The organism is Halodurantibacterium daqingense (assembly GCF_042666235.1).
GTDB classification, from domain to species: Bacteria; Pseudomonadota; Alphaproteobacteria; order Rhodobacterales; family Rhodobacteraceae; genus Halodurantibacterium; species Halodurantibacterium daqingensis.
The window spans coordinates 1-23269 of record NZ_JBHTFQ010000005.1 but is presented as its reverse complement, the minus strand read 5'-3'; the positions used below and the strand labels follow the sequence as shown (position 1 = coordinate 23269).

Sequence of the window (23269 nt, the reverse complement as noted above, 5' to 3'; positions counted from 1 at the left end):
GTCAGGGGCCCTTGAAGAAGGACAGCTGCATGGATCAGGCCGCCCGCCGGTTCGCCCCATTCGGGCGCCGCATCGTGCCGCTTCTTTGGTTCATGGTGACGGTTCTTGTCACCTTCCTGGGCTTGCTGGCCATCACCTTTGTCATCGGGCGCGTGGTGCCGATCGATCCGGTTCTGGCCGTCGTGGGTGACCGCGCATCGCGCGAGACCTACGAGGCCGCGCGGCTGGCCATGGGGCTTGATGATCCGATGCTGGTCCAGTTCGCGCGCTATGTCGCGGATGTGGCGCAGGGGGATCTGGGTCGTTCCGTCAGCACCGGACGTCCGGTGGCCGAGGATCTGGCCCGGGTCTTTCCCGCGACGCTGGAGATGGCGACGCTGGGCATCCTGATCGGCGTTCTGGTCGGCGTGCCGATGGGGGTGATCGCCGCCGCGCGCCAGGGCAGCTGGATCGACCAGGTGATCCGGGTTCTGGCGCTCGCTGGCTATGCAATCCCCGCCTTCTGGCTGGGTCTTGTCGGCCTCGTGGTCTTTTATGCACATTTCCGGCTGGTGGGCGGGCCGGGTCGGATCGACATCTTCATGGATGGCATGGTGCCCAGCCGCACCGGGCTTCTGCTGATCGACAGTCTGATCGCGGGCGACCTGCGCGCCTTCCGATCCGCCTGGTCGCATGTGGTGCTGCCCGCCACGATCCTCGGCTTCTTCAGCCTTGCCTATATCGCGCGGATGACGCGCAGCTTCATGCTGGAACAGCTGGGGCAGGAGTATATCACGACCGCCCGCGTCAAGGGCGCACCGGAACGGGTGATCATCTGGCGCCACGCCTTCCGACCCATCCGGGTGCAGCTGATCACGGTGATCGGTCTCAGCTATGCGAGCCTGCTGGAGGGATCGGTGATGATCGAGACGGTGTTTTCCTGGCCCGGGATCGGCAACTATCTGACAACGGCGCTTCTGAATGCCGACATGAACGCGGTGCTGGGGGCGACACTGGTGATCGGTGCCGTGTTCATCGCCATCAACAAGGGCTCTGACCTGCTCTATCGCCTGCTGGACCCGAGGGCGCGCACATGACCCCAATCCTTTCCCGCAACTGGCTGCTGAGCGAGGATCCCGAAACCCGCGCCCAGGCGCGGTTGGGCCAGCTTTACCGGGTGCTGCGGGCGCTGTTGCGCAATCCGCTGGCCATGGTCGGGCTGGTCATCATCGTGATGCTGCTGGTGGTGGCGGCACTTGCCCCCTGGATCGCACCGTTCTCACCTTTCGAAGGCAGCTTGCAGAACCGGTTGCAACCGCCTTCTTCCACGCACTGGATGGGGACGGACGAGTTGGGACGCGACATTCTGAGCCGCGTGATCCATGGCGCACGTATCACGCTGTTCATCGTGCTGCTGGTGGCCATCATCGCCGCCCCTCTGGGGCTGATCGTGGGCGCCGTTTCCGGCTATTTCGGCGGCTGGGTGGACCGGGTGCTGATGGGGGTAACCGACATCTTCCTGTCGATGCCACGGCTGATCCTGGCGCTGGCCTTCGTCGCCGCACTGGGCCCGGGGATCGAGAATGCGGTCATCGCCATCGCCATCACGGCCTGGCCGGTCTATGCCCGCATCGCCCGCGCCGAAACGCTGACCTTCCGCAACGCCGATTTTATCGCGGCGGCCCAGATGCAGGGTGCAGGGCAGGTGCGCATCATCAGCCGGCATGTGCTGCCCCTTTGCCTGTCGTCCTGCATCGTGCGGGTGACGCTCGACATGGCAGGGATCATCCTGACGGCTGCGGGGCTTGGATTTCTGGGCCTCGGGGCTCAGCCTCCTTTACCGGAATGGGGGGCGATGATCTCACGCGGGCGGGCGTTCATTCTCGATCAGTGGTGGGTGGCCACCATGCCGGGTTTCGCCATCGTCATCGTCAGCCTGGGCTTCTGCCTGTTCGGTGACGGGCTGCGCGATGTGCTTGACCCCAAGGGCAAGGTGAAATCATGAGCCTGCTGCGTGTCGAGAACCTGCGGGTCCGCTTTCCCACCGAGCAGGGCGAAGTCGAGGTGGTCAAGGGGCTCAGCCTTGACCTTGGCCGCGAAAGGTTGGGCATTGTGGGCGAAAGCGGGTCGGGCAAGTCGATGACCGGCCGCGCCCTGATGGGGCTGATCGCGCGGCCCGGACGCGTGACGGCTGATCGGCTGGAGTTTGACGGGATCGATCTGCGCGACCTGCCGGAATCGCGCTTTCGCCGCCTGCGCGGGGCCCGGATGTCGATGGTGATGCAGGACCCCAAGTTCAGCCTGAACCCGGTGATGCGTATCGGCGAACAGATCGGCGAGGCGCTCCGGTTTCACCGCCGCCTTGGCGCCCGTGCCCGCCGTCAGGCGGTGCTTGACGTGCTCGAGGCAGTGCGGATCAACGACCCTGAACGCGTCTATCGCCTTTACCCGCACGAAGTTTCGGGCGGCATGGGCCAGCGGGTGATGATCGCGATGATGGTGGTGCTGGAGCCTGATCTGATGATCGCGGACGAGCCCACTTCGGCGCTTGATGTCTCGGTCCGTGCGACGGTGCTGGAAATCCTTGACGATCTGGTGCGCCGGCGCGGCATGGGGCTGATCCTGATCAGCCATGATCTCGACATGGTGGCGCGTTGGTGCGACCGGATCCTGGTGATGTATGCGGGCCGTGTGGTCGAGGAATGCGCCGCCGGCCAGCTTCATGCCGCAACCCATCCGTATACGCGCGGGCTGCTTGCCTCGGTTCCGCGGCTGGACGAAACACGCATGCGGCTGCCGGTGCTGGACCGGGCCGCCATCGGAGCGGGCACATGATCGACATCGCGGATCTGACCGTCAGCTTTGGCGGGAGAGCTGTTGTCCATGGCGTGACCTTCTTGGTGGGCGCGGGGGAAAGCTTTGCCCTTGTCGGCGAAAGCGGATCGGGCAAATCCACGATTCTGAAGGCAATCGCCGGTCAGGCGCCGGATTGGACAGGTGCCATCCGGATCGCCGGCCAGCCGCTGGGCAAGCGCCGCGACCGGGCCTTCGTGCGCCGCGTGCAGATGGTGTTCCAGGATCCCTATGGCTCGCTTCATCCGCGCCGCACGGTGGATGACACCTTGACCGAACCGCTGGCGGTGCACGGGATCGGGGGGCGCGATGCGCGGGTGGTCGCGATGCTCGATGCAGTCGGGCTGTCGCGGCGTTTCCGCTTCCGGCTGCCGCATCAGCTCTCGGGCGGCCAGCGTCAGCGCGTGGCAATCGCCCGCGCATTGATGCTCGAACCCGAGGTGCTGCTGCTGGATGAACCGACCTCGGCGCTTGATGTCTCGGTCCAGGCCGAGATCCTCAACCTGCTCGCCGATCTGCGCGGGGAACGCGGGCTCACCTATCTTCTGGTGACGCATGACCTGCCGATCGTTTCCTTCCTGTGCGACCGGCTTGGCGTTTTGCGTCAGGGACGGCTTGAGGAAGTCACGGATGTGGCGGCGCTGCGTGCGGGCCGATTGCATAGCGCCTATGGCCGTGAACTGGTGGCGCGCAGCGGGCTGGACTGACGCGAGGCCGAGGCCGGGCGTTCAGCCAAGCGCGGCGGGATCAGAGGAGCCAAGGCTTATCAGCGGCTCGAACCCGCCCCACATCATGCGCATGCCGTCAAAGGGCATCTCGGGCATTTCCTGCATGCGGGGGTCGTTCATCATCGCGGCCCAGCCCTTGTCACAGGTTTCCCGGTCGGGCCAGATCATCCAGGAAAAGACCACGGTCTCATCCTCCTTCTTTTGCACGGCCATGGGAAAGGATGTCACCTTTCCGTCCGGGACATCGACACCCCAGGTTTCGTGCGAGGCAAGGCAACCGTGTTCCTTGAACAACTCCCAGGAACTTTCGGCCAGCTTGCGGTAGGCCTCCTTGTTCGCAGTCGGCACGGCAAGAAGAAAGCCAGTGACATAGGCCATGATCGTTACTCCTGACTGAGATTCGCCCGGACAGCTTGACATGGGTTTACGTTGATATCAACCTTTATGCATGACGAGCCCCGACCTCCCCCTTTCTGTCACGCTGGAAGTGCGCGACCGCTGCCTTTGCCTGCATGTGCAGCGCGCCGCGCGCAGGCTTGCCCGCCGCTTTGACGAGGCGCTGCGCCCTTTCGGGCTGACCAACGGGCAGTTTTCGCTCCTGATGTCCCTGAACAGACCCGAGCCGCCGCGGCTTGGTGATCTGGCGCCGTTTCTGGGGATGGATCGCACGACGCTGACGGCGGCGCTGAAACCGCTTCAGAAGCGGGGACTGGTGTTGTCGGCGACCGACAAGACCGATGCGCGCGCCCGGCGCCTTGCGCTGTCCGAGGAGGGACGCAAGCTGCTTGTCGCTGCGGTTCCCGCGTGGCGCGCCGCACATGATGCCGTGGATGCGGGCATCACCACCACAAGCCCGGAGGCGCTGCGCGAGGCCCTGCGCGACCTGCGTTAGACGAAACGGCGCGACCCGCCCAGCCTGCAGATGTGCCACCTCAAGGATGAGATCACCATGCTCTTGAATCGTCGCCACACCCTCGGACTGTTTGGTGCTACCGCCGGCACGCTGGTTCTGCCCCGCCACGGCCGGGCCGAGGCCCGCCGGTCGATCACGATCGCGGTGCAGAAGATCAGCAACAACAACACGCTTGATATCTGGCACGAACAGTCCAACGTGGGCGAGCGCGTGTTCTTTCCCAATCTGTGGGAAGGACTGATCCTGCGGGACTGGATGGGCAACCAAGGCCCGGTTCCCGGACTCGCCACCGAATGGAAGCGGCTTGACGACCGCACGCTCGAACTGCGGCTGCGCGAGGGCGTCCGGTTCCACAATGGCGACGAGATGACGGCGGATGATGTCGTGTTCTCATTCTCGGACGAGCGGGTTTTTGCCGGCACCGAACCTGCCGGCGGCAAGACGATCTATGCCGAGGATTTCAAACCGCAGTCCGCCAAGGAACTTCCGGCATCCGTTCCCGGGACGGGCCGCAGGCTCTGGCCGGCGCTGCGCGGGGTCGAGGCGGTCGATCGTTACACCGTGCGCTTCCACAACGCGACGCCGGACGTCACGCTGGAAGGACGGTTGATGGCGCATGGATCGCAGATCACCTCGCGCCGTGCCTGGGACGAGGCCGAAACCTACGCCGACTGGGCGCGCAAGCCGGTAACCACCGGCGCCTTTCGGGTCGAGGAATATCGCCCTGACGTATCGCTGACGCTGGTGGCCTTCGACGATTACTGGGGCGGCCGCCCGGCGCTGGAGCGGATTCGTTTTGTCGAAGTGCCCGAGGTTGCCAGCCGGGTCAACGGACTCTTGTCGGGGGAATATGACTTCGCCTGCGATCTTCCTCCCGATCAGATCGCGACCGTGATGGCCGCGCCCGGGCTCGAGGTCCAGTCCTCGACGATCTGGAACCACCGGGTCACGGTGTTCAACACGCAGAATGCCATCATGGCCGACCCGCTGGTGCGCCGCGCCATGACCCATGCGATCGACCGCGAGGCGATCGTCGAGGCGCTCTGGGGCGGGCAGACCGGCATCCCCGCCGGATTGCAATTCGAAAGCTATGTCAGCGCCGACATGTTCATCGACGGCTGGAAGGTTCCGGATTACGATCCCGACCTCGCCCGCGACCTGCTGAGACAGGCGGGCTACAAGGGCGACGCGATCCCCTATTTCCTGCTGAACAACTACTACACCAACCAGACCGCGACGGGCCAGATCCTGACCGAGATGTGGCGCCAGGCCGGGTTGAACATCGAGATCCAGATGAAGGAGAACTGGTCGCAGATCTTCGAGGGCGAGGGCACCCGCGGGCTGCGCGACTGGTCGGCCTCGAACACGATCAACGACCCGATCACGCCGATGGTCAGTCAGTTTGGTCCCAACGGTCAGGCACAGCAATACCGTGAATGGAGCAATGCCGAACTGAACCAGTTGTCGCAGGTGCTTGAAACCTCGACCGACCGGGCGCTGCGCAAACGATCCTTCGCACGGATGCTGGAAATCGCCGAGCGTGAGGACCCTGTCTATACCGTCCTGCACCAGAATGCCGTCTTTACCGGCATGAAGTCGGAGCTGAAGTGGAAGGCCGCACCGGCCTTCGCCATGGATTTCCGCGCCAGCAACTGGACCATCTGAGCCAGAAGCGGGGGGCGCCGCGCGGGCGCCCCTTCCCTCGGAACGACAGGAGGACAGCATGGCGTTCGTCTCGATCCGCGATCTGAAGGTCGCCTTCGACGGCACCCAGGTGCTTCACGGCATCGATCTGGACATCGCCCGAGGTGAAGCCGTGGGCCTTGTCGGCGAAAGCGGTTGTGGCAAGTCGGTGACATGGCTTGCTGCGCTGGGACTGCTGCCGGGCAAGGCAAGCGTCAGCGGATCGGTGCGGGTTGACGGGCTGGAACTGATCGGCGCGCCGGTCCGCAGCGTGGAAAAGGTGCGGGGCGCCCGCATCGCCATGATCTGATGCGACGCTCGACCGGACCACGGACCAGACCGGCCCGGTCCGGGCCCTGAGACGCCCGAGGCGCGGCGCAGGGCGCGGTTGCGCGGCCCCGACGGGGCACTGACGGACGAACATATTCCCACGCTGGACGAGGTGCTGGAGATCCTGGCGCGGGATCCGCGGATCGAACCCTGGGTCGAGCTGAAATCGGACACGGATGGCAAGCCCTATCCCGGTCTGGTTGCCCGCGCGGCCGAGGCGCTTGACCGGCACGACCTGACGCAGCGCGCCGCGCTGCACAGCTTCGACATTTCCGTGGTCGGCGAAATCCGTGACCGCGCGCCCGCGCTTCGGCGGCTGATTTCCGTCAACGCCGACTGGGCCGCGCAACAGGGTGGGATTGCTGCCTTACTGACCACGGTTGCCGATCTGGTCGATATCGTCGGCATCCACCACGCGCTTTACGAGGCCGAGTTCGAGACCATTTCCGCGCTGCGCCCCGCGGACGCCTGCTCGGTCTGGACGTTGAACGATCCTGATCTGATCCGGCGCTGGATCACCCGAAATCCGGCGTTTGTCGTGTCAGATGATCCGGTCCTCGTGCGGCACCTTCTGGCCGAGAACGGCCCGTCATGAGACGTTATGCGGCGATCCTTTTCGATTGCGACGGCGTGGTGATCGACAGTGAACCCCTGGGGTGCGCGGCGCTCGCGCAGGCGATTTCGGAGGCGGGCCACCCCATGACCGGGGCGGAAGCGGCCCGGATCTTTTCCGGCTCGGCCGCAGCCGACAGCCGGGCCTTCATGGCGCGGCTTGGGCTTGATGCGGCTGCGGTTCATGCCACAAGCGACCGATTGCTGTTCGCGATGTTCGACCGGCACATCCCCCATGTTTCGGGGATCGAAGCGGTGCTGAACGACTACCCCGTGCCTGTTGCAATCTGTTCGAATTCGTCCATCACGCGGCTGGAGCGTTCGTTGCACCGCACGCCGCTGGCGGCGCGGTTCGGGAACCATGTCTATTCCGCCGATCATGTCGCTGCCCCCAAGCCCGCACCCGACCTCGCGCTTCATGCGGCCGCACAGCTTGGCATCGCGCCAGATAAGGCGATCTTCATCGATGACAATGTCCACGGCATCCGCTGCGCCACCGCCGCAGGGTGTCTGGCCGTGGGCTTCATCGGCCCTTCGGACCACCGTGCGGGGCATGCAGTGGCGCTGCATGCCGCCGGTGCCGATCATGTGGTGCATGGCATGGCCGAGTTCCACAATCTGCTTTCGTGTCTGTCCCTTTCCCTTGCTGCCTGAAAAGAGAACCATCATGCCCGATCTGCCCCTTCTTGGCGCCGCGATGACCGTTGCCGACCTGGAGAGCCTGCAGGATTTCTGCGTCCCCGGAGCGCTTGATCAGGACTGGGCGCCCATTGCCGAGCGTGCCCGTGCGCTTCTTGCCGGATACCAGGGCCGACTGGGCATCCATGGCCCGTTCTGGGGCCTGCATATTGCAAGCGCAGATGCCGAAATCCGCAAGGTTGTGGCCCGACGGATGATGCAGGGGCTCGAGGTCTGCGATTACCTGGGCGCCACGCAGATGGTGATCCATTCGCCCTATATCACCTGGGACTACCACAACCTCGACAACTTCGCGGGGCGGGTCGCTTACCAGAACGTTATCGAGCACAGCCATCAGACGCTTGAGGCCGTGGTGAAACGGGCCGAGGAGGTGGGCGTCACCCTGGTGATCGAAAATATCATGGACAAGGATCCGGACATCCGCGCAACCCTTGCCGAAAGCTTCGCCTCGTCGTCGGTGGCGCTTTCGGTCGATACCGGACATGCCCATTACGCCTTCGGTTCGACCGGCGCGCCGCCGGTTGATTACTTCGTCCGCCGTGCCGGTGCCGCGCTGCAGCACATCCATCTGCAGGATGCCGATGGCTATGCCGACCGGCACTGGAGCATCGGCGAGGGCACGATCTCCTGGCATGCGGTGTTCCGCGCCCTTGCCGAACTTGACAGCAACCCCCGGCTGATCCTCGAGCTGCGTGACAAGGACGGGATCCTGCCCTCGGTCGCCTGGCTGGAAGCACGGGGACTGGCCTGCTGAGCAAAACCGCCCGCCGCGCATACCGCGAATGATCGGGGGGGCCGTGGCACGTCCGGATGCCGCAGCTTGCGGCACCGGCGCGCCGGGACTTCTTGCGGCCGGCTGTGCCATGTTCCCTTCATGGCCGCGGCAAAGGTTCCGGGGCCGGAGCCCGGTGGGGATGAGCTGCCGTGACTGGCGTAACATAATAAGTATTCACAGGACGTGAGGTGCCGTATTTCGAACCGGTGCGTCCAGGGCTTCAACTGCACGGTGTGAAGAGGCATGATCCGGAGCTTTCGCAACCGAGGCACCTCCCCTTTGCAGCGCATCTTCCGGCACATGCGGCAGCGCAAGTTCAGCGTGGCGCAGATCCTCGTTCAGGGCGGTTGCCGTCGCCGCGTTGCATCATCGGGCGACGAGACGTGGCCGGTTGGTCGGAGGACCATGTGGAACAGTATGCCCAGGACCTCTTCGCGGCGCGGCGTGATGCTGCAGTCTGCAATGACCCTCGAAAAAACTGCCTCGGGTCGTCGCCTTTGCGCCCCGTTCGGGCATGGCGGTCAAACAGAATCTTCTCCCCGCCGTCGCGCATCCCGATCGCAGCGACGACCATGGCCATCGATCGCCGCGCCGCTCCCAGGCGAGTGATCCGGTCGCAGACGCTGCGCATGGCCTGGATCGTGCCGGTCCTGCGGTGTCAGTCCGCTCTCCAAAACCGGCCCGCCAGACGCGAACTGCTGGACCGAGGGGCATCGAGCCGCTGCGAGCCGGTTTCTTGTGCCTCGGACGCGTGCGGAAAGGGCATCGAGGGAACTGCGCTAGGCCTGCCCTCTGACCAGGTGGGGGCGGCTGCGCGGCCTTGATCCCGATCCTGACGGCCAGGTGGTCGTGGATTCTTCAATCCAGCTTTGCCGGCCCGCAGACCGATAGCGATGCGCAATTCGACGGGGCCTCCGCGCCCGGGGAAAACGCTAATTGCCAGGCTTTTTGGGTGACCGGCGCGCCGGGTCTGCTCGGGCGCGGGAGAGCATGCGCGCGGCGGCGTGGGAGACATCTCGCACCGGCAGGGAGCGATTCCGGGATGGACGCGCGTCGCTGGCCCCTTCGACCACGACACCAATGCACATCAATCAGGCGCACCAGGCGTTCGCTGCCGCATAATTCATCAGTTTTGCGATGCGGGACCGGCGGAGGGCAAATGATCTTGCCTTGCCGCCCGCCGCGTGGACTTGAGGTCATTCCACAGCGGGCGCCGGGCATGCAGCTTCACATCGTCATCGTCGAACCGGATCCGACACGAGCGCGGCTCGTGATCGATAGCCTGCATCCCCTGGGCCATCAGGTGACGGTCATCAGCGAGAGCGCGGGCCTTGCCCGCCGTGTGCGCGACATCGCGCCCGACATCGTGCTGATCGACATGGCAGACCCGTCACGCGACACGCTGGAGGAAATGGCGCTTGCCTCGGGTCCCATGGACCGGCCGGTGGCGTTCTTCGTGGACCGGACCGACCGTGACCTGACGCAGCAGGCGATCGAGGCGGGCGTATCGGCCTATGTCATCGACGGGCTTCAACCCGACCGGGTGGCGGCGGTGATGGACGCGGCGATAGCGCGGTTTCAGATGTTCCGCCGCATGCGCCTTGAACTGGAAACGACCCGCCGCGCGCTTGAGGAACGCAAGCTGATCGACCGGGCCAAGGGCATTCTGATGAAGGCCCGCGGCATCAGCGAGGACGAGGCCTATGCGCTCATGCGCAGGACGGCGATGGATCAGGGCCGCAAGGTGGCCGATCTGGCCGCTGCCATCGTCACGGCTGCGGGGCTGTTGTCATGAACCCGATCCCGCTGCGCCTTGGGTTCGTTCCGCTTCTGGACATGGCGCCGCTGGCCATCGCCAAGGAGTTGGGATTTGCCAGTGCCGAGGGGTTGGCGCTGGAACTGAAGGCCGCGCCGTCGTGGTCCAGCCTGCGCGACATGCTGCTCTGGGGACAGGTCGAGGCGGCGCAGATGCTTGCCCCGCTGCCGGTCGCAATGGCGATGGGTCTGGGCGGTGCGGCGGCGCGCGTCGACATCCTGCAGGTGCTGTCGATGAACGGCGATGTGTTCGGCGTTTCGGCGGCCCTGGCCGAGGCGCTGCGGGCGGCCGGCCATGGCTTTGGCTTTGACGATGCGCGCGCGGCGGCGGATGATCTGGCCCGTGCCGCATCGCGACCGTTGCGCATAGGCGTGCCCTTTCCCTTCTCGACCCACGCGGCGCTGGTGGACTACTGGCTGCGCGCTGTCCCGGTGGAATACGAGCTTTGCACGATCCCGCCGCCGCGCATGGCCGATGCGCTTGCGGCGGGTGAGGTGGATGCCTTCTGTGTTGGCGAGCCCTGGGGATCGGTCGCGGTCGAAAGCGGGGTGGGTGCGCTTCTGCTGCCCAGCCGCGCCATCTGGGCTGCGGCCCCGGAAAAGGTTCTCGCGGTCTGCCACGACTGGGCCGAAGCGCGGCCCGAACCGACCGCCGCCCTGATGCGCGCGATCTGGCGCGCGGGCAGATGGCTGAGCTTGCCGGGCAACCGGCAGATGGCGTCGGACCTTCTGGCCCGGCGCGACTATGTCAATGCCCCGGCCGAGCTTCTGGACCGGACATTGCGCGGAGAAATGATCCTCTCGTCCCGGGGCGAATTGCGCAAGGTGCCCGACATGATCCGGTTCCACGAAGGCGCAGCCAGCTTTCCCTGGCGCTCTCAGGCGGCATGGTTTGCGGCCCGGCTTGCCAGACGGCATGGACAGGATCCGGCGCTGGCCATGGCGGCTGCCAAAGCCATCTGCCGGACCGATCTTTACCGGCTGAACCTGCGCAGCGTGGGTGCGGACCTGCCTGGCGCATCCGAGAAGCTTGAGGGCGCGCTTGACCATCCGACGGCGGTGGCCTCCGAACGCGGCACGATGATCCTGCCCCCGGACCGTTTCTTTGACGGTCAGATTTTCGACCCGAGCGCCGGCAACCGCTGAAAATTTCGGCGCTCACGCGCGTTTCGGGCTGAGCGAGCACGACAGATCAGTCTCTCTTTGACGATTCGGCCGGAACGTCGCATCCATGGGATATCCGGCAAAGGGGTCGGATCCAGGACGATCGGAAAGCTGCGCAAGCCTGCTTCCCGCTTCATTCGCACTGACGCGAAACCTCCAGAACCATCGCCACGCCCCCGGCGCTTCCATGCGCCTGCGCGTTCCTTCTGACCCCTGCTGCAGGCATTGGCCTGCCGGTAACCGGAGCTTCCCGTGCCACATTCCGCCTTTTCCCGCCGCTCCTTCCTGCGCGCCACAACGGGCGCAGCCGCAACATTGGCGGCCGCCAGATCGCTGATCCCCGGTGGCGCATGGGCAACGACATCCGCGCCCGAAGTACGCGGTGCGACGTTGGGGTACATCGCCCTGACCGACAGCGCCCCGCTGATCATCGCCGAGGTCAAGGGCTTCTATGCCAAGCACGGCCTCGACCGGATGAAGATCGAGAAACAGGCAAGCTGGGGTGCCACGCGGGACAACATGGCCCTGGGGGCGGCGCGCGGCGGGATCGACGGCGGACATATCCTGCGGCCCAAGGTGTTCCAGTACACGCTGGGCACCGTGATGCAGAACAACCAGCCGACCCCGATGTACAACCTGCTGAGCCTGAACGAGGATTGTCAGGGCATCTCGGTCGCGCAGGACTACGCGGATACGGGCGTTGCGCTTGACAGCGGCGCGCTGAAAGACGCTTTCGCGGCGAAACGCGCACGGGGGGAAGAGGTCACCGCCGCCATGACCTTCCCCGGAGGCACGCATGATCTGTGGCTTCGCTACTGGCTGGCGGCCGGCGGGATCAATCCCGATACGGATGTAAGCGTCATCGTCGTGCCGCCGCCCCAGATGGTCGCCAACATGCGGGTGGGCAACATGGATTGCTTCTGCGTGGGCGAGCCGTGGAACGAACAGCTTGTCAACCAGGGCATTGGCTTTACCGCGCTGACCACGGGCGAACTGTGGGCAAATCATCCCGAAAAGGTGCTGGGTATGCGCGCCGACTGGGTGGATGCCAATCCCGTTGCGACCCGGGCCCTGCTGATGGCGGTCATGGAGGCGCAGATGTGGTGCGACGACTTGGCCAACAAGGAGGAACTCGCGCAGATCGTCGGGCGCCGCCAATGGTACAACGTGCCGCCCGCCGATATCCTTGGCCGCCTGAAGGGCGATGTGAACTATGGCAACGGCCGCATCGCCACCGGGACCGGGCTGCAGATGAAGTTCTGGGGCGAGAACGGCCGCACATCCTTCCCGTGGAAAAGCCTCGATACCTGGTTCCTGACCGAGAACATTCGCTGGGGGTATCAGCCGGCCAGCCTCGACATGGCCGCGGTGGTGGCCAATACCAACCGCTCGGATCTGTGGCTTGAAGCGGCGCGCGCGCTTGGAAACGACACCACGCAACTGGGCGACTCGCGCGGGGTCGAGACCTTCTTCGACGGCAAGACCTTCGATCCCGCGAACCCGTCTGCCTATCTCGACGATCTGGCCATCAAGGCGATGGTGTAGGAGGCGATCATGTCAGCAGTTGCGAAACTCAAACCCGCTGCCACAGCGCCCGCCCCGGGCGCAACCATCACCGCCCTGCCCCCGCCCGTCGGCCGCGCGCCTGCGCTTGCGGGCTGGGCCAAGGCGCTGGCGGTGAACGTCCTGCCGCCGCTGGTGGTGCTTCTGGTGATCCTTGCAGTCTGGGAGGCCGCCTTTTCCGCGCCGGGGTCCAACCTGCCGGCCCCCTCGGTGGTCTGGGCGGATTCCTCGGATCTGATCCTCGAGCCCTTCTATGTCCATGGCAGCCAGGACATCGGCCTTGGCTGGCGGGTTCTGACTTCGCTGGAACGGGTTGCCTATGGCTTCGGCCTTGCCGCCGTGATCGGCGTTCTGATCGGCGCGGTGATCGGCCAGTCGGTCTGGATGATGCGCGGACTCGATCCGATCTTTCAGGTGCTGCGGACGGTTCCGCCGCTCGCATGGCTGCCGATCAGCCTCGCCGCCTTCATGGACAGCCGCCCATCGGCCATTTTCGTGATCTTCATCACGGCGATCTGGCCCATCATCATCAACACGGCGGCCGGGGTGCGCAACATTCCGCAGGATTACCGCAATGTGGCCCAGGTGCTGCGTCTGAGCCAGATCGAGTTCTTCTTCAAGATCATGGTGCCTGCCGCTGCGCCCTACATCTTTTCGGGCCTTCGGATCGGCGTGGGCCTGTCCTGGCTTGCGATCGTTGCCGCCGAGATGCTGACCGGCGGGGTCGGGATCGGATTCTTCATCTGGGATGCGTGGAACTCGTCGCGCCTGTCCGACATCATCGTGGCGCTGGTCTATATCGGCGTGGTCGGTCTGCTTCTGGACAAACTCGTGAGCGTCATCGGACGCGTCGTCACCCGCGGCACATCGGAGGCATGATCATGGCCTATCTCAACATCTCGCATGTGGACAAGACCTTCGTCACCGGATCCAAGCGAACCGAGGTTCTGCGCGACATCCGCCTTGATATCGCGCAGGGTGAATTCGTCAGCATCATCGGCCATTCCGGCTGCGGAAAATCCACACTGCTCAATCTGATCGCCGGCCTGACCCAGGTGACCAGCGGTGCAATCAAGCTGGATGGCTACGAGGTCAGGGCGCCGGGGCCGGACCGGGCGGTGGTGTTCCAGAACCACAGCCTGCTTCCGTGGCTGAGCGTCCATGACAACGTGAAGCTTGCCGTGGACAAGATTTTCCGGGGCCGGAAAAGCCGCGCGGAACGGCACGAATGGATTCTGCACAACCTTGATCTGGTGCAGATGCGCCACGCAGCCGACAAGCGCCCCGGCGAGATCTCGGGCGGGATGCGCCAGCGCGCCGGCATCGCGCGGGCGCTGGCAATGGAGCCGAAGGTGTTGCTGCTCGATGAACCCTTCGGCGCGCTTGACGCGCTGACGCGCGCGCATCTGCAGGATGCGGTGATGGATATTCACGCCCGCCTGGGCAACACGATGATCATGATCACCCATGACGTCGATGAGGCCGTGCTGCTGGCCGACCGCATCGTGATGATGACCAATGGCCCCGCCGCGACGATCGGCGAAGTGCTTGAGGTGAACCTGCCACGGCCGCGGGAACGCATCGCGGCGGCGGCTGACCCTGCCTATCTGAAGGCGCGGCGCGCCGTGCTGCGGTTCCTTTACGAACGACACCGCTTCGTGGAAGCGGCGGAGTAGACACGATGAAAAACACCCCTGCACTCAGCGCGGCCTTGTCGCTGCGCCCTGGCTTCGGCTGCGCCGCACCCTTGCGACTGGCGGCGCCCACCGCGAAATCCGATCAGGTCGGGGCAAGCCGAGGCGGCACGACCGCGATGCCTGCCGGGCCGCGGCCGTGCTTGCCGAACAACGGCGCGCGCGTCGGAACCCACAGTGCCCGCCCCGGATCTCGCGCCGTGGGCAGCAGCGCCACGCGCCCGGACGTCCCGGACATCCGGCTGTCGTCGGCCCTGTCCGGCACATGTGCTCGCCTTGGGAGGTTTTTCTGATGAAGCGCAGACTTGTCATCATCGGGGCCGGCATGGCCTCGGGCCGCGTGCTGGAACATCTGCTGGCCGCCGAGCCAGAGGGCTGGGACATCACCCTTTTCAATGCCGAGCCGCGCGGGAACTATAACCGCATCATGCTGTCACCCGTCCTGTCGGGCGAGAAACGCTATGACGACATCGTCACGCATGACGATGCCTGGTATGCCCGCCACGACATCACCTGCCGCTTTGGCGAGGCGGTGGTGCGGATCGATCGCGTCAACAAGGTTGTCTTTTCCAATGCCGGCGGCGCCCCCTATGACAAGCTGCTGATCGCTACCGGATCGGCGCCCTTCATCATTCCGGTGCAGGGCCGCGACCTTCCCGGCGTCGTCACCTATCGCGACCTGGACGACACGAATGCGATGATCGCGGCGTCGGATCGGCCCGGCGGCAAGGCAGTGGTGATCGGCGGCGGCCTTCTGGGCCTCGAGGCGGCGGCTGGCCTGAAGCTGCGTGGGATGGAGGTGACCGTAATCCACCTGATGGGTCACCTGATGGAGCGCCAGCTGGACACTGCGGCGGGATACCTGCTGCAGAAGGACCTGGAGACGCGTGGCATCAGGGTTCACTGCAAGGGTTCGACGGCAGCCATTCTGGGACAGGACCGGGTCGAGGGCGTGTTGCTGGAGGACAACACCGGATACGAGGCCGATCTGGTCTGCATGGCCGTGGGCATCCGCCCGGAAACCCGCATCGCCACCGAAGCCGCGCTGGAGGTCGCGCGCGGAATCGTGGTGAACGATCGCATGGAAACCTCGGATCCGGACATTCTGGCGGTGGGGGAATGTGTCGAACATGACGGACAGCTTTTCGGACTGGTCGCACCCCTTTACGATCAGGCAAAGGTCGCTGCGGCGACGCTGCTGAGGCAGGATGCGGCCTTCCGGCCGGTGCAGACCGCAACCAAGCTGAAGGTCACCGGCGTGGACCTTTTCAGCGCCGGCGATTTCGCCGAGGGACCGGGGCGCGAGGATATCGTTTTCCGCGATCCGGGGCGGGGGGTCTACAAACGGCTGGTCATCGAAAACGACCGGCTGATCGGCGCGGTGATGTATGGCGATACCGGCGACGGGTCGTGGTTCTTCGGGCTGATAAAGGACGGAACCGACATCTCGGCGATGCGCGATACGCTCATCTTCGGTCCCGCCTATCAGGGGGGGACCGGCGCGGACCCTCTGGCAGCCGTTGCAGCCTTGCCGCCTGAGGCGGAGATTTGCGGCTGCAACGGCGTCTGCAAGGGCAGGATCACCGCGGCGATCGAGGACGGCGCGACAACGCTTGCCGATATCCGCGCAGTCACCAGCGCAAGTGCCTCTTGCGGCACCTGCACCGGGCTGGTCGAGCAGGTGCTGGCCCACAGCCTTGGCGATGCCTTTCGCAAGCCGGCGGTGCAACCGATCTGCGGCTGCACAGACCTTACGCATGAGGATGTGCGCCGCATGATAAAGGCGCAGGCGCTGAAATCCATGCCGGCAGTGATGCAGGAGCTTGGCTGGAAAACCTCTTGCGGATGCCCGGTCTGCCGGCCGGCGCTGAACTTCTACCTGCTGGCCGACTGGCCGCTGGATTATGAGGACGATGCGCAAAGCCGTCTCGTCAATGAACGCAATCACGCCAATATCCAGAAGGACGGCACCTATTCGGTGGTCCCGCGCATGTGGGGCGGCATGACCAACCCCCGCGAACTGCGCGCCATTGCCGACGCAGCGGAGAAATACGCCATCCCGGCCGTCAAGGTGACGGGCGGACAACGGATCGATCTGCTGGGCGTGCGCAAGGAAGACCTGCCCCATGTCTGGGCCGATCTGAACGCGGCGGGGCTGGTGTCGGGCCATGCCTATTCCAAGGGGCTGCGCACCGTCAAAACCTGTGTCGGCACCGATTTCTGCCGCTTCGGAACCCAGGACAGCACCGGCCTGGGGATCAGGCTGGAACAACGTCTCTGGGGATCATGGACACCGCACAAGGTGAAACTGGCGGTCTCGGGCTGTCCGCGGAACTGCGCCGAGGCAACCTGCAAGGATGTGGGCATCGTCTGTGTCGACTCGGGGTATGAGATCGGCGTCGGCGGTGCAGCCGGCATGGACCTGAAAGAGATCGAGCGCCTTGCCAAGGTCCCCTCCGAGGAGGAGGCCATCGATCTGACCGTGGCGTTCATCCAGCTTTACCGCGAAAACGCCAGATATCTGGACCGGCCATACCGGTGGCTGGCCAAGGTAGGCATCGACTGGGTCCGCGCGCAGGTGGTGGATGATGCAGACCAGCGCGCGGCGCTGATCGCCCGGTTCGATCTGTCGCAATCCATCTATCAGCGCGACCCCTGGGCGGATCGCGCCACGCCACAGGCGCAGGCGGCCTTTGCCCCGCTCGCCGATCTGACGCAGGAGGCCGCGGAATGAGCTGGCTTGATATCGGGGCGCTGGAGGACATTCCCCGCCGGGGGGCGCGGCTGGTCAAGACGGTGCACGGCTGCGTGGCGGTGTTTCGCAGCCATGACGATCAGGTCTTTGCCCTTGACGACCGTTGCCCGCACAAGGGCGGGCCGCTGTCGGAAGGAATTGTCCATGGCCATGCGGTAACCTGCCCCCTGCACGGCATGGTTATCGGATTGACGGACGGGCGGGCAACCGCTGCAACCGGGGGCGCCGAGGGGGCGGCGGTAACGACCTATCCCGCAAGGGTCGAAGGTGGCCGCATCCTGCTTGACGCGGCCCGCCTGCTGCGGGGGCGCGCGGCATGAGCTTTCGCACCACCTGCCCCTATTGCGGCGTCGGCTGCGGGGTGATCGCCACCCCTGACGGATCGGGCGGGGCCACGATTGTTGGTGATCCTGACCATCCGGCAAACAAGGGGCGACTGTGTTCAAAGGGGGCGGCTCTCGGCCAGACGCTGGGGCTTGAGGCACGCCTTCTGGCGCCGCAGGTCGGCGGGCACGCGGCGGATTGGGACAGCGCGCTTGGTCTGGTCGCTGATCGGTTCCGCGATGCGCTGGCACAGCACGGGCCCGACAGTGTCGCCTTCTACCTCTCGGGCCAGATGCTGACCGAGGATTATTACGTCGCCAACAAGCTGATCAAGGGCTTCATGGGCAGCGCCAATGTGGACACGAATTCGCGGCTCTGCATGGCATCCTCGGTCGCGGGGCACATCCGGGCCTTCGGCGCCGATACCGTGCCCGGCACCTACGAGGATCTGGACGAGGCAGACCTTGTGGTGCTGGTCGGGTCGAACCTCGCCTGGTGCCATCCGGTGCTTTATCAGCGGCTGGTTGCGGCGCGGGCACGGCGCGGCACGCGTGTTGTCGTCATCGACCCCCGCCGCACTGCAAGTTGTGACATCGCCGATCTGCATCTGGCACTTCAACCGGGATCGGACGCCGCGCTGTTCAACGCGCTTCTGGTGGCACTGGCGGATCGGGGTGCAACGGATCAGGAGTATGTGGCCCGCCATGTCAGCGGCTATCGCGAAGCCCTGGCCGCGGCGCGGGCCAGCGATCCCTCCCTGACGGGGCTTGCCCCCGCAATGATCTCGACCTTCCTTGACTGGTTCATCGCAACCGAGCGCGTGGTGACCATCTATTCCCAGGGGATCAACCAGTCCTCCAGCGGCACCGACAAGGTGGGGGCGATCCTGAACTGTCATCTGGCATCCGGTCGCATCGGCCGCCCCGGCATGGGGCCGTTTTCGGTGACGGGGCAACCCAATGCCATGGGCGGGCGCGAAGTGGGTGGGCTCGCGACGACGCTCGCCTGCCATCTGGACATCGCGAACCCCGCCCACCGCAGCGCCGTGCAGGCCTTCTGGAACAGCCCCGCGATGCCGGCCGCGCCAGGGCTGAAGGCCGTCCAGATGTTCGACGCCGTCGCCCGCGGGCAGATCCGGGCGCTCTGGATCATCCACACCAACCCGGCTGTGTCGATGCCTGCCGCCGATGCGGTTGCCGCCGCGATCAAGGGCTGCGACTTTGTCGTGGTCAGCGACGTGACGCGGACCGACACGACCCGGCTGGCCGATGTCGTCCTGCCTGCAACGGCCTGGGGTGAAAAGTCCGGCACCGTCACCAATTCCGACCGCACCATCAGCCGTCAGCGCGCCTTCCTGCCCGCGCCCGGCCAGGCGCGGGACGATTGGCGTATGCTGGCCGAGGTCGCAGCGCGCATGGGCTGGGGCACGGCCTTCGGATGGCAGGACGCGGCACAGGTCTTCAAGGAATACGCCCGGCTTTCGGGGCTTGCCGGGGATCTGGGCCGCGATTTCGACATCTCGGGGCTTGCCGGCGCGGATTACGACACGCTGCCGCCCACACGCTGGCCGGTCAGCGCCCGCAAGCAGGGCGGACGGTTCTTTGGCCAAGGCGGCTTCTTCACCGCCGACCAACGCGCCCGGCTGCTGCCCGTCACACCGCGCCTTCCCGTTGCAGCAACCTCCCCGCGCTATCCGTTCCGCCTCAATACCGGCCGTGTTCGGGACCAGTGGCATACGATGACCCGGACCGCGCTTGCGCCGCGCCTGAACCAGCATCTCGCCGAACCCTTCCTCGAGCTTCACCCGGAGGATGCCGCCGATCTGGGCCTTGCGCCCGCCACCCTTGCCCGCGTCACCAGCCCGCTGGGCGAGGCCATCCTGCGCGTGGCGATCACCGACCGCGTGGCGCGGGGCCAGGTCTTTGCGCCCATTCACTGGACGGGCGAAACCGCGCCCACCGGCCGTGTCGATGCGCTGGTCGCCCCCGTCGTGGACCCGGTCTCGGGCCAGCCGGAAAGCAAGGCCTCGGTCGTGGCCATCGCGCCGCTTGCGCCGGCCTGGTATGGATTTGCCGTGTCCTGCCGCCCGATGACGCCCGATGCCGCCTACTGGGCCCGCGCACGGACCGAGGCCGGCTGGCGCTGTGAACTGGCCGGGATGCAGACCCCGCACGACTGGGAAAGCTATGCACGTGCGCTTTTCTCCCTGCCCGAGGCAACCTGCCTCAGCGTCGAGGACCGCATCCGCGGCACCTTCCGGCTGGCCTTCATGGAGGGGCGGCGCACAATCGCCGCGCTGTTCACGGCCGCTGATCCGGTGACACTCGCGCGCGGGCATGTCGCCGACCGGATCGGTGTCGAGGGGGCGGGGCTGCTGGCAGGGCGACCCGCGCAGGGCATGACGGATGCCGGCCCGATCGTCTGCGCCTGCCTGAACGTGGGGTTGAACACGATCACAGCGGCCATTGCCACCCAAGGGCTTGCGACCGTCGATCAGATCGGCGCCGCGCTGCAGGCCGGCAGCAGTTGCGGATCCTGCCGCCCCGAACTCGCCGCCCTTCTGGCGCGCCGGCTGGAGGCCGCCGAATGAGCCTCGCGCCCTTCATCCGGATCCTCGGGCGCGGCCCCGGGCGGGCGCGCAACCTGACGGCGGCCGAGGCCGAACAGGCGATGCGCCTGATCCTGGCGGGCGATGCCGATCCCCATGCCATCGGCGCGCTTCTGATGCTGATGCGCTACCGTGGCGAAGACGCCGCCGAAATCGCAGGCTTCACGCGCGGCTTGCGCGCCACCCTGCCCGTGCTGCCGGCGGTGGATCTTGACTGGCCAAGCTATGCGGCCGGCCGCAGCCGTGGCCTGCCCTGGTTCCTGCTTGCGGCGCGGCTGGTGGCACAGGGCGGGGTGCGGGTGCTGCTGCATGGCTGGAACGCGCACCAGTCGGACGGTGCCGATGCCAGAGCCGCGCTTGACCATGCCGGCATTGCGCGGGCCGAAACCCCTGACGATGCCGCACGTCTTCTTGATCGGAAGGGCATCGCCTATCTGCCGGTTGAAGCCTACGCTCCCGGCGCGCTGCGGCTTCTGCGCCTGCGCGATGTGCTGGGGCTGCGATCCTGCATCAATACCGTCTGCCGGATGCTCAACCCGGCACGGGCGCCGGCCGCGGTGCAGGGTGTCTTTCATCCGCCCTATCTGGCACTGCAACAGGCGGCGGGCGTGCTTCTGGGCCAGCCACAGCTGGGGATCCTCAAGGGCGGCGGTGGCGAGTTCGAGCGCAACCCGTCGAAGCCCGTCACCCTGTTTCGCCTGGCGCAAGGCGTGCCGCTTGAAACCACGCTGCCGGCGATCATCCCTGAAGCGCAGCGCCTGAACAGCCTCCCCTACCCGCCCGAGGCGCTGGCTGACCTCTGGTCAGGCCGCCTGCGCGATCCCTTCGCCCGCGCCATTGTCACCGGCACCGCAGCGGCCGCGCTGTGCGCGCTTGGCCATGCGCAGGACGCCGAGACCCTTTGGGCCAACCGCCTGCATCCCGTCCCCGCCTGAAAAGGAGCCAGAACGATGAAGACCTTTCCCATGTTCCTGCAGATGGCCGGACGACACGTCGTCATCGTCGGCGGCGGTGAGCAGGCCGCCCAGAAGGCCCGGTTGATCCTGAAGACCGAAGCGCGGCTGGTTCTGGTCGCCCCCGAACTGGACGCCGAGTTGGGCGCGCTCGTGGCCATGGGGCGGGCCGAGCAGGTCCCTACCCTCTCGGTCGGTGTCTTTCGGGGCGCGGCGCTGGTCTTTGTGGCCACCGGCTGCGTGGCACTTGACCATGTCGCCCATGCCTTCGCCAAGGAGGCCGGCGCGATCGTCAATGTCGTTGACCGGCCCGCGCTCTGCGATGCGACCACCCCTTCGATCCTTGATCGCGACCCGGTGGTCGTGGCGATCTCGACCGAAGGCACGGCCCCGGTCCTCGCCCGCCAGATCCGCAGCCGGATGGAGGTGCTTCTTGAACCGGCGCTTGGCGAACTCGCCGCCCTCGCGGGCCGGTTGCGCGCCGAGGTGAACCAGCGTCTTCCGCAGCGCGAGCGGCGCTTCTTCTGGGAGTGGGTCTTCAACGGACCACCGCGTCAGGCCCTTGCGCGCGGCGCCGGGCGCGAGGCGGCGCGGCTGGTGAAGGACAGGCTTGCCACCGGCGAAGCCTGTTCGGTTCAGGGCAGGATTGCCCTGGTGGGCGCCGGTCCCGGCGCGGCAGATCTTCTGACCCTGCGGGCGCTGCGCCTGCTGCAGGAGGCCGATGTGATCTTCTATGACCGACTGGTCGATCCGGGCGTTCTGGAACTTGCCCGGCGTGACGCCGAGCGGGTCTTCGTCGGCAAGGAGATCGGCGCATCGTCCTGGCCGCAGGATCGCATCAACGCGGTGATCGTCGCCGCGGCCAGACAGGGACGTCAGGTCGTGCGCCTGAAATCCGGCGATCCGGGCATCTTCGGGCGTGTGGGCGAAGAGCTGGAGACGGCACGGGCAGCCGGCATTCCGGTAGAGATCGTCCCCGGCGTCACCGCTGCAAGCGCCGCTGCCGCCAGCCTGGGCCGCGGCCTGACCGAACGCGGCGCGACCGACCGGCTGATGCTGGCCACCGCCGCCTGCAAACCGGGCGATCCCGACCCGGATTGGGCGACGATGCTGCAACCCGGCACAACACTGGCGGTCTATATGGGCGTCCGGAAGGCGCCGTCGATGATTCGGACCCTGCGCGCTGCCAGCATCCCGATGGGGCTTGAGGCCGAGATCATCAGCAATGCCTCTACCCCGCGCGAACAGATCATCCGCTGCACGCTGGGGCAGGTGCCCGAGGCGCTTGCCGAACAGTCGATCGAGAACCCCGCCATCATCCTCATCCGCTGGTCCAAGCCCGCAGGCGCCCGAACCCGCTCCGAAATCGCCGCCTGACTGCCATGCAGCGTCCGGGCACCCCGCGCATGAGGAGGAGATGGGGCTACTGCCTCACGGCACCTGACCGCAGGTCACGCTGCGCCACCTGGCTGACCGACACGCCCGAAACCCGCGTCTGCGCGCGGATCATCCGCTTCTCGTTGTCAGTCCAAATCCGCCGCTTCCGCCCGTCGCCACCCGAAACCTCGATAATGTCCACTATACCATCGCGGACACTATCTCCCCGGCCCCGCCACCGGCAGAGCGGTCAGGCCGGACGCTTACGACAGTGTTGACATGTACTGAACGCCGAAGGCCCGTCAGTTGAGGTCGGGTTCTAGGTATCTGATCTTATTTGATAATTTTGGTTGCGGGGGTAGGATTTGAACCTACGACCTTCAGGTTATGAGCCTGACGAGCTACCGGGCTGCTCCACCCCGCGGTGGTTGTTTTTTGCACGTA

At 66.0% G+C, this 23269-nt stretch carries 21 protein-coding genes and 1 tRNA gene; 20 read left to right on the top strand and 2 right to left on the bottom strand.

All coding sequences use genetic code 11. The features are described 5' to 3' along the window. Positions 1 to 92 precede the first annotated feature (92 nt). From ACFQXB_RS09945 to ACFQXB_RS09930, 4 genes are read left to right on the top strand one after another with little or no spacing between them, the layout of a single operon-like run. Entirely contained in the window at positions 93 to 1076 is a 984-nt protein-coding gene (locus ACFQXB_RS09945; protein WP_377403629.1) for an ABC transporter permease, read from the top strand. Next, on the top strand, positions 1073 to 1984 hold the full coding sequence (gene nikC, locus ACFQXB_RS09940; RefSeq protein ID WP_377402936.1) for a nickel transporter permease: 912 nt from the start codon (positions 1073 to 1075) through the stop codon (positions 1982 to 1984). The genes ACFQXB_RS09945 and nikC overlap by 4 nt, the downstream gene beginning before the upstream one ends. After that, on the top strand, positions 1981 to 2814 hold the full coding sequence (locus tag ACFQXB_RS09935; protein ID WP_377402934.1) for an ABC transporter ATP-binding protein: 834 nt from the start codon (positions 1981 to 1983) through the stop codon (positions 2812 to 2814). The genes nikC and ACFQXB_RS09935 overlap by 4 nt, the downstream gene beginning before the upstream one ends. Beyond that, entirely contained in the window at positions 2811 to 3539 is a 729-nt protein-coding gene (locus ACFQXB_RS09930; RefSeq protein ID WP_377402932.1) for an ABC transporter ATP-binding protein, read from the top strand. Before ACFQXB_RS09935 ends, ACFQXB_RS09930 begins: the two co-directional genes overlap by 4 nt. 21 nt (positions 3540 to 3560) lie before the next feature. Here the strand turns inward: ACFQXB_RS09930 and ACFQXB_RS09925 are convergent, their stop codons facing one another. Then, positions 3561 to 3938 (bottom strand): DUF1428 domain-containing protein, encoded by a 378-nt coding sequence (locus tag ACFQXB_RS09925; RefSeq protein WP_377402930.1) that lies wholly within the window; start codon positions 3936 to 3938, stop codon positions 3561 to 3563. A gap of 70 nt (positions 3939 to 4008) precedes the next feature. Between ACFQXB_RS09925 and ACFQXB_RS09920 the strand changes: the two genes are divergently transcribed. From ACFQXB_RS09920 to cysG, 16 genes are all read left to right on the top strand, one after another. Beyond that, entirely contained in the window at positions 4009 to 4452 is a 444-nt protein-coding gene (locus tag ACFQXB_RS09920; RefSeq protein WP_377402928.1) for a MarR family winged helix-turn-helix transcriptional regulator, read from the top strand. A gap of 57 nt (positions 4453 to 4509) precedes the next feature. Next, a complete protein-coding gene (locus ACFQXB_RS09915) occupies positions 4510 to 6138 on the top strand; it encodes an ABC transporter substrate-binding protein (RefSeq protein ID WP_377402926.1) in 1629 nt (542 codons plus the stop codon). A 58-nt stretch (positions 6139 to 6196) separates the two neighbouring features. Then, positions 6197 to 6466, top strand: a complete 270-nt coding sequence (locus ACFQXB_RS09910) for an ATP-binding cassette domain-containing protein (protein WP_377402924.1) — start codon at positions 6197 to 6199, stop codon at positions 6464 to 6466. Between the two features lie 78 nt (positions 6467 to 6544). After that, a complete protein-coding gene (locus ACFQXB_RS09905) occupies positions 6545 to 7081 on the top strand; it encodes a glycerophosphodiester phosphodiesterase family protein (protein ID WP_377402922.1) in 537 nt (178 codons plus the stop codon). Then, on the top strand, positions 7078 to 7752 hold the full coding sequence (locus ACFQXB_RS09900; RefSeq protein ID WP_377402920.1) for an HAD family hydrolase: 675 nt from the start codon (positions 7078 to 7080) through the stop codon (positions 7750 to 7752). The genes ACFQXB_RS09905 and ACFQXB_RS09900 overlap by 4 nt, the downstream gene beginning before the upstream one ends. Positions 7753 to 7765: 13 nt before the next feature. Next, positions 7766 to 8551 (top strand): sugar phosphate isomerase/epimerase family protein, encoded by a 786-nt coding sequence (locus ACFQXB_RS09895; protein ID WP_377402918.1) that lies wholly within the window; start codon positions 7766 to 7768, stop codon positions 8549 to 8551. Positions 8552 to 9791: 1240 nt separating this feature from the next. After that, positions 9792 to 10367, top strand: coding sequence for an ANTAR domain-containing response regulator (locus tag ACFQXB_RS09890; RefSeq protein WP_377402916.1), 576 nt, complete (start codon positions 9792 to 9794; stop codon positions 10365 to 10367). Further along, the gene (locus ACFQXB_RS09885; RefSeq protein ID WP_377402914.1) at positions 10364 to 11533 is read left to right on the top strand and encodes a CmpA/NrtA family ABC transporter substrate-binding protein; all 1170 of its coding nucleotides are present in this window, start codon (positions 10364 to 10366) and stop codon (positions 11531 to 11533) included. The genes ACFQXB_RS09890 and ACFQXB_RS09885 overlap by 4 nt, the downstream gene beginning before the upstream one ends. A gap of 270 nt (positions 11534 to 11803) precedes the next feature. Then, complete coding sequence (locus ACFQXB_RS09880) at positions 11804 to 13096, top strand: CmpA/NrtA family ABC transporter substrate-binding protein (RefSeq protein WP_377402912.1); 1293 nt, start codon at positions 11804 to 11806, stop codon at positions 13094 to 13096. Between the two features lie 9 nt (positions 13097 to 13105). Next, positions 13106 to 13993 carry a nitrate ABC transporter permease gene (ntrB, locus tag ACFQXB_RS09875; protein WP_377402910.1) on the top strand — a complete coding sequence of 296 codons (888 nt, stop codon included), beginning with the start codon at positions 13106 to 13108 and terminating at the stop codon, positions 13991 to 13993. A 2-nt stretch (positions 13994 to 13995) separates the two neighbouring features. Further along, a complete protein-coding gene (locus ACFQXB_RS09870; protein ID WP_377402908.1) occupies positions 13996 to 14790 on the top strand; it encodes an ABC transporter ATP-binding protein in 795 nt (264 codons plus the stop codon). 310 nt (positions 14791 to 15100) lie between these two features. Beyond that, positions 15101 to 17542, top strand: a complete 2442-nt coding sequence (gene nirB, locus ACFQXB_RS09865; RefSeq protein ID WP_377402906.1) for a nitrite reductase large subunit NirB — start codon at positions 15101 to 15103, stop codon at positions 17540 to 17542. Next, positions 17539 to 17883, top strand: a complete 345-nt coding sequence (nirD, locus tag ACFQXB_RS09860) for a nitrite reductase small subunit NirD (RefSeq protein WP_377402904.1) — start codon at positions 17539 to 17541, stop codon at positions 17881 to 17883. Before nirB ends, nirD begins: the two co-directional genes overlap by 4 nt. Continuing rightward, positions 17880 to 20477: a molybdopterin-dependent oxidoreductase gene (locus ACFQXB_RS09855; protein ID WP_377402902.1), complete on the top strand. Its 2598-nt coding sequence runs from the start codon at positions 17880 to 17882 to the stop codon at positions 20475 to 20477. The genes nirD and ACFQXB_RS09855 overlap by 4 nt, the downstream gene beginning before the upstream one ends. Further along, positions 20474 to 21430, top strand: coding sequence for a glycosyl transferase family protein (locus tag ACFQXB_RS09850; RefSeq protein WP_377402900.1), 957 nt, complete (start codon positions 20474 to 20476; stop codon positions 21428 to 21430). The genes ACFQXB_RS09855 and ACFQXB_RS09850 overlap by 4 nt, the downstream gene beginning before the upstream one ends. 15 nt (positions 21431 to 21445) lie before the next feature. Then, positions 21446 to 22825 carry a siroheme synthase CysG gene (gene cysG / locus ACFQXB_RS09845; RefSeq protein ID WP_377402898.1) on the top strand — a complete coding sequence of 460 codons (1380 nt, stop codon included), beginning with the start codon at positions 21446 to 21448 and terminating at the stop codon, positions 22823 to 22825. 347 nt (positions 22826 to 23172) lie between these two features. Here the strand turns inward: cysG and ACFQXB_RS09840 are convergent. Further along, positions 23173 to 23249: transfer RNA gene (locus ACFQXB_RS09840), tRNA-Met, on the bottom strand. Between the last annotated feature and the right edge of the window lie 20 nt (positions 23250 to 23269).

Bases quoted from the DNA above. Each gene is read 5' to 3' on its own strand.
- ACFQXB_RS09945 (WP_377403629.1), top strand. From the start codon at position 93: ATGGTGACGGTTCTTGTCACCTTCCTGGGCTTGCTGGCCATCACCTTT.
- nikC (WP_377402936.1), top strand. From the start codon at position 1,073: ATGACCCCAATCCTTTCCCGCAACTGGCTGCTGAGCGAGGATCCCGAA.
- ACFQXB_RS09935 (WP_377402934.1), top strand. From the start codon at position 1,981: ATGAGCCTGCTGCGTGTCGAGAACCTGCGGGTCCGCTTTCCCACCGAG.
- ACFQXB_RS09930 (WP_377402932.1), top strand. From the start codon at position 2,811: ATGATCGACATCGCGGATCTGACCGTCAGCTTTGGCGGGAGAGCTGTT.
- ACFQXB_RS09925 (WP_377402930.1), bottom strand. From the start codon at position 3,938: ATGGCCTATGTCACTGGCTTTCTTCTTGCCGTGCCGACTGCGAACAAG.
- ACFQXB_RS09920 (WP_377402928.1), top strand. From the start codon at position 4,009: ATGACGAGCCCCGACCTCCCCCTTTCTGTCACGCTGGAAGTGCGCGAC.
- ACFQXB_RS09915 (WP_377402926.1), top strand. From the start codon at position 4,510: ATGCTCTTGAATCGTCGCCACACCCTCGGACTGTTTGGTGCTACCGCC.
- ACFQXB_RS09910 (WP_377402924.1), top strand. From the start codon at position 6,197: ATGGCGTTCGTCTCGATCCGCGATCTGAAGGTCGCCTTCGACGGCACC.
- ACFQXB_RS09900 (WP_377402920.1), top strand. From the start codon at position 7,078: ATGAGACGTTATGCGGCGATCCTTTTCGATTGCGACGGCGTGGTGATC.
- ACFQXB_RS09895 (WP_377402918.1), top strand. From the start codon at position 7,766: ATGCCCGATCTGCCCCTTCTTGGCGCCGCGATGACCGTTGCCGACCTG.
- ACFQXB_RS09890 (WP_377402916.1), top strand. From the start codon at position 9,792: ATGCAGCTTCACATCGTCATCGTCGAACCGGATCCGACACGAGCGCGG.
- ACFQXB_RS09885 (WP_377402914.1), top strand. From the start codon at position 10,364: ATGAACCCGATCCCGCTGCGCCTTGGGTTCGTTCCGCTTCTGGACATG.
- ntrB (WP_377402910.1), top strand. From the start codon at position 13,106: ATGTCAGCAGTTGCGAAACTCAAACCCGCTGCCACAGCGCCCGCCCCG.
- ACFQXB_RS09870 (WP_377402908.1), top strand. From the start codon at position 13,996: ATGGCCTATCTCAACATCTCGCATGTGGACAAGACCTTCGTCACCGGA.
- nirB (WP_377402906.1), top strand. From the start codon at position 15,101: ATGAAGCGCAGACTTGTCATCATCGGGGCCGGCATGGCCTCGGGCCGC.
- nirD (WP_377402904.1), top strand. From the start codon at position 17,539: ATGAGCTGGCTTGATATCGGGGCGCTGGAGGACATTCCCCGCCGGGGG.
- ACFQXB_RS09855 (WP_377402902.1), top strand. From the start codon at position 17,880: ATGAGCTTTCGCACCACCTGCCCCTATTGCGGCGTCGGCTGCGGGGTG.
- ACFQXB_RS09850 (WP_377402900.1), top strand. From the start codon at position 20,474: ATGAGCCTCGCGCCCTTCATCCGGATCCTCGGGCGCGGCCCCGGGCGG.
- cysG (WP_377402898.1), top strand. From the start codon at position 21,446: ATGAAGACCTTTCCCATGTTCCTGCAGATGGCCGGACGACACGTCGTC.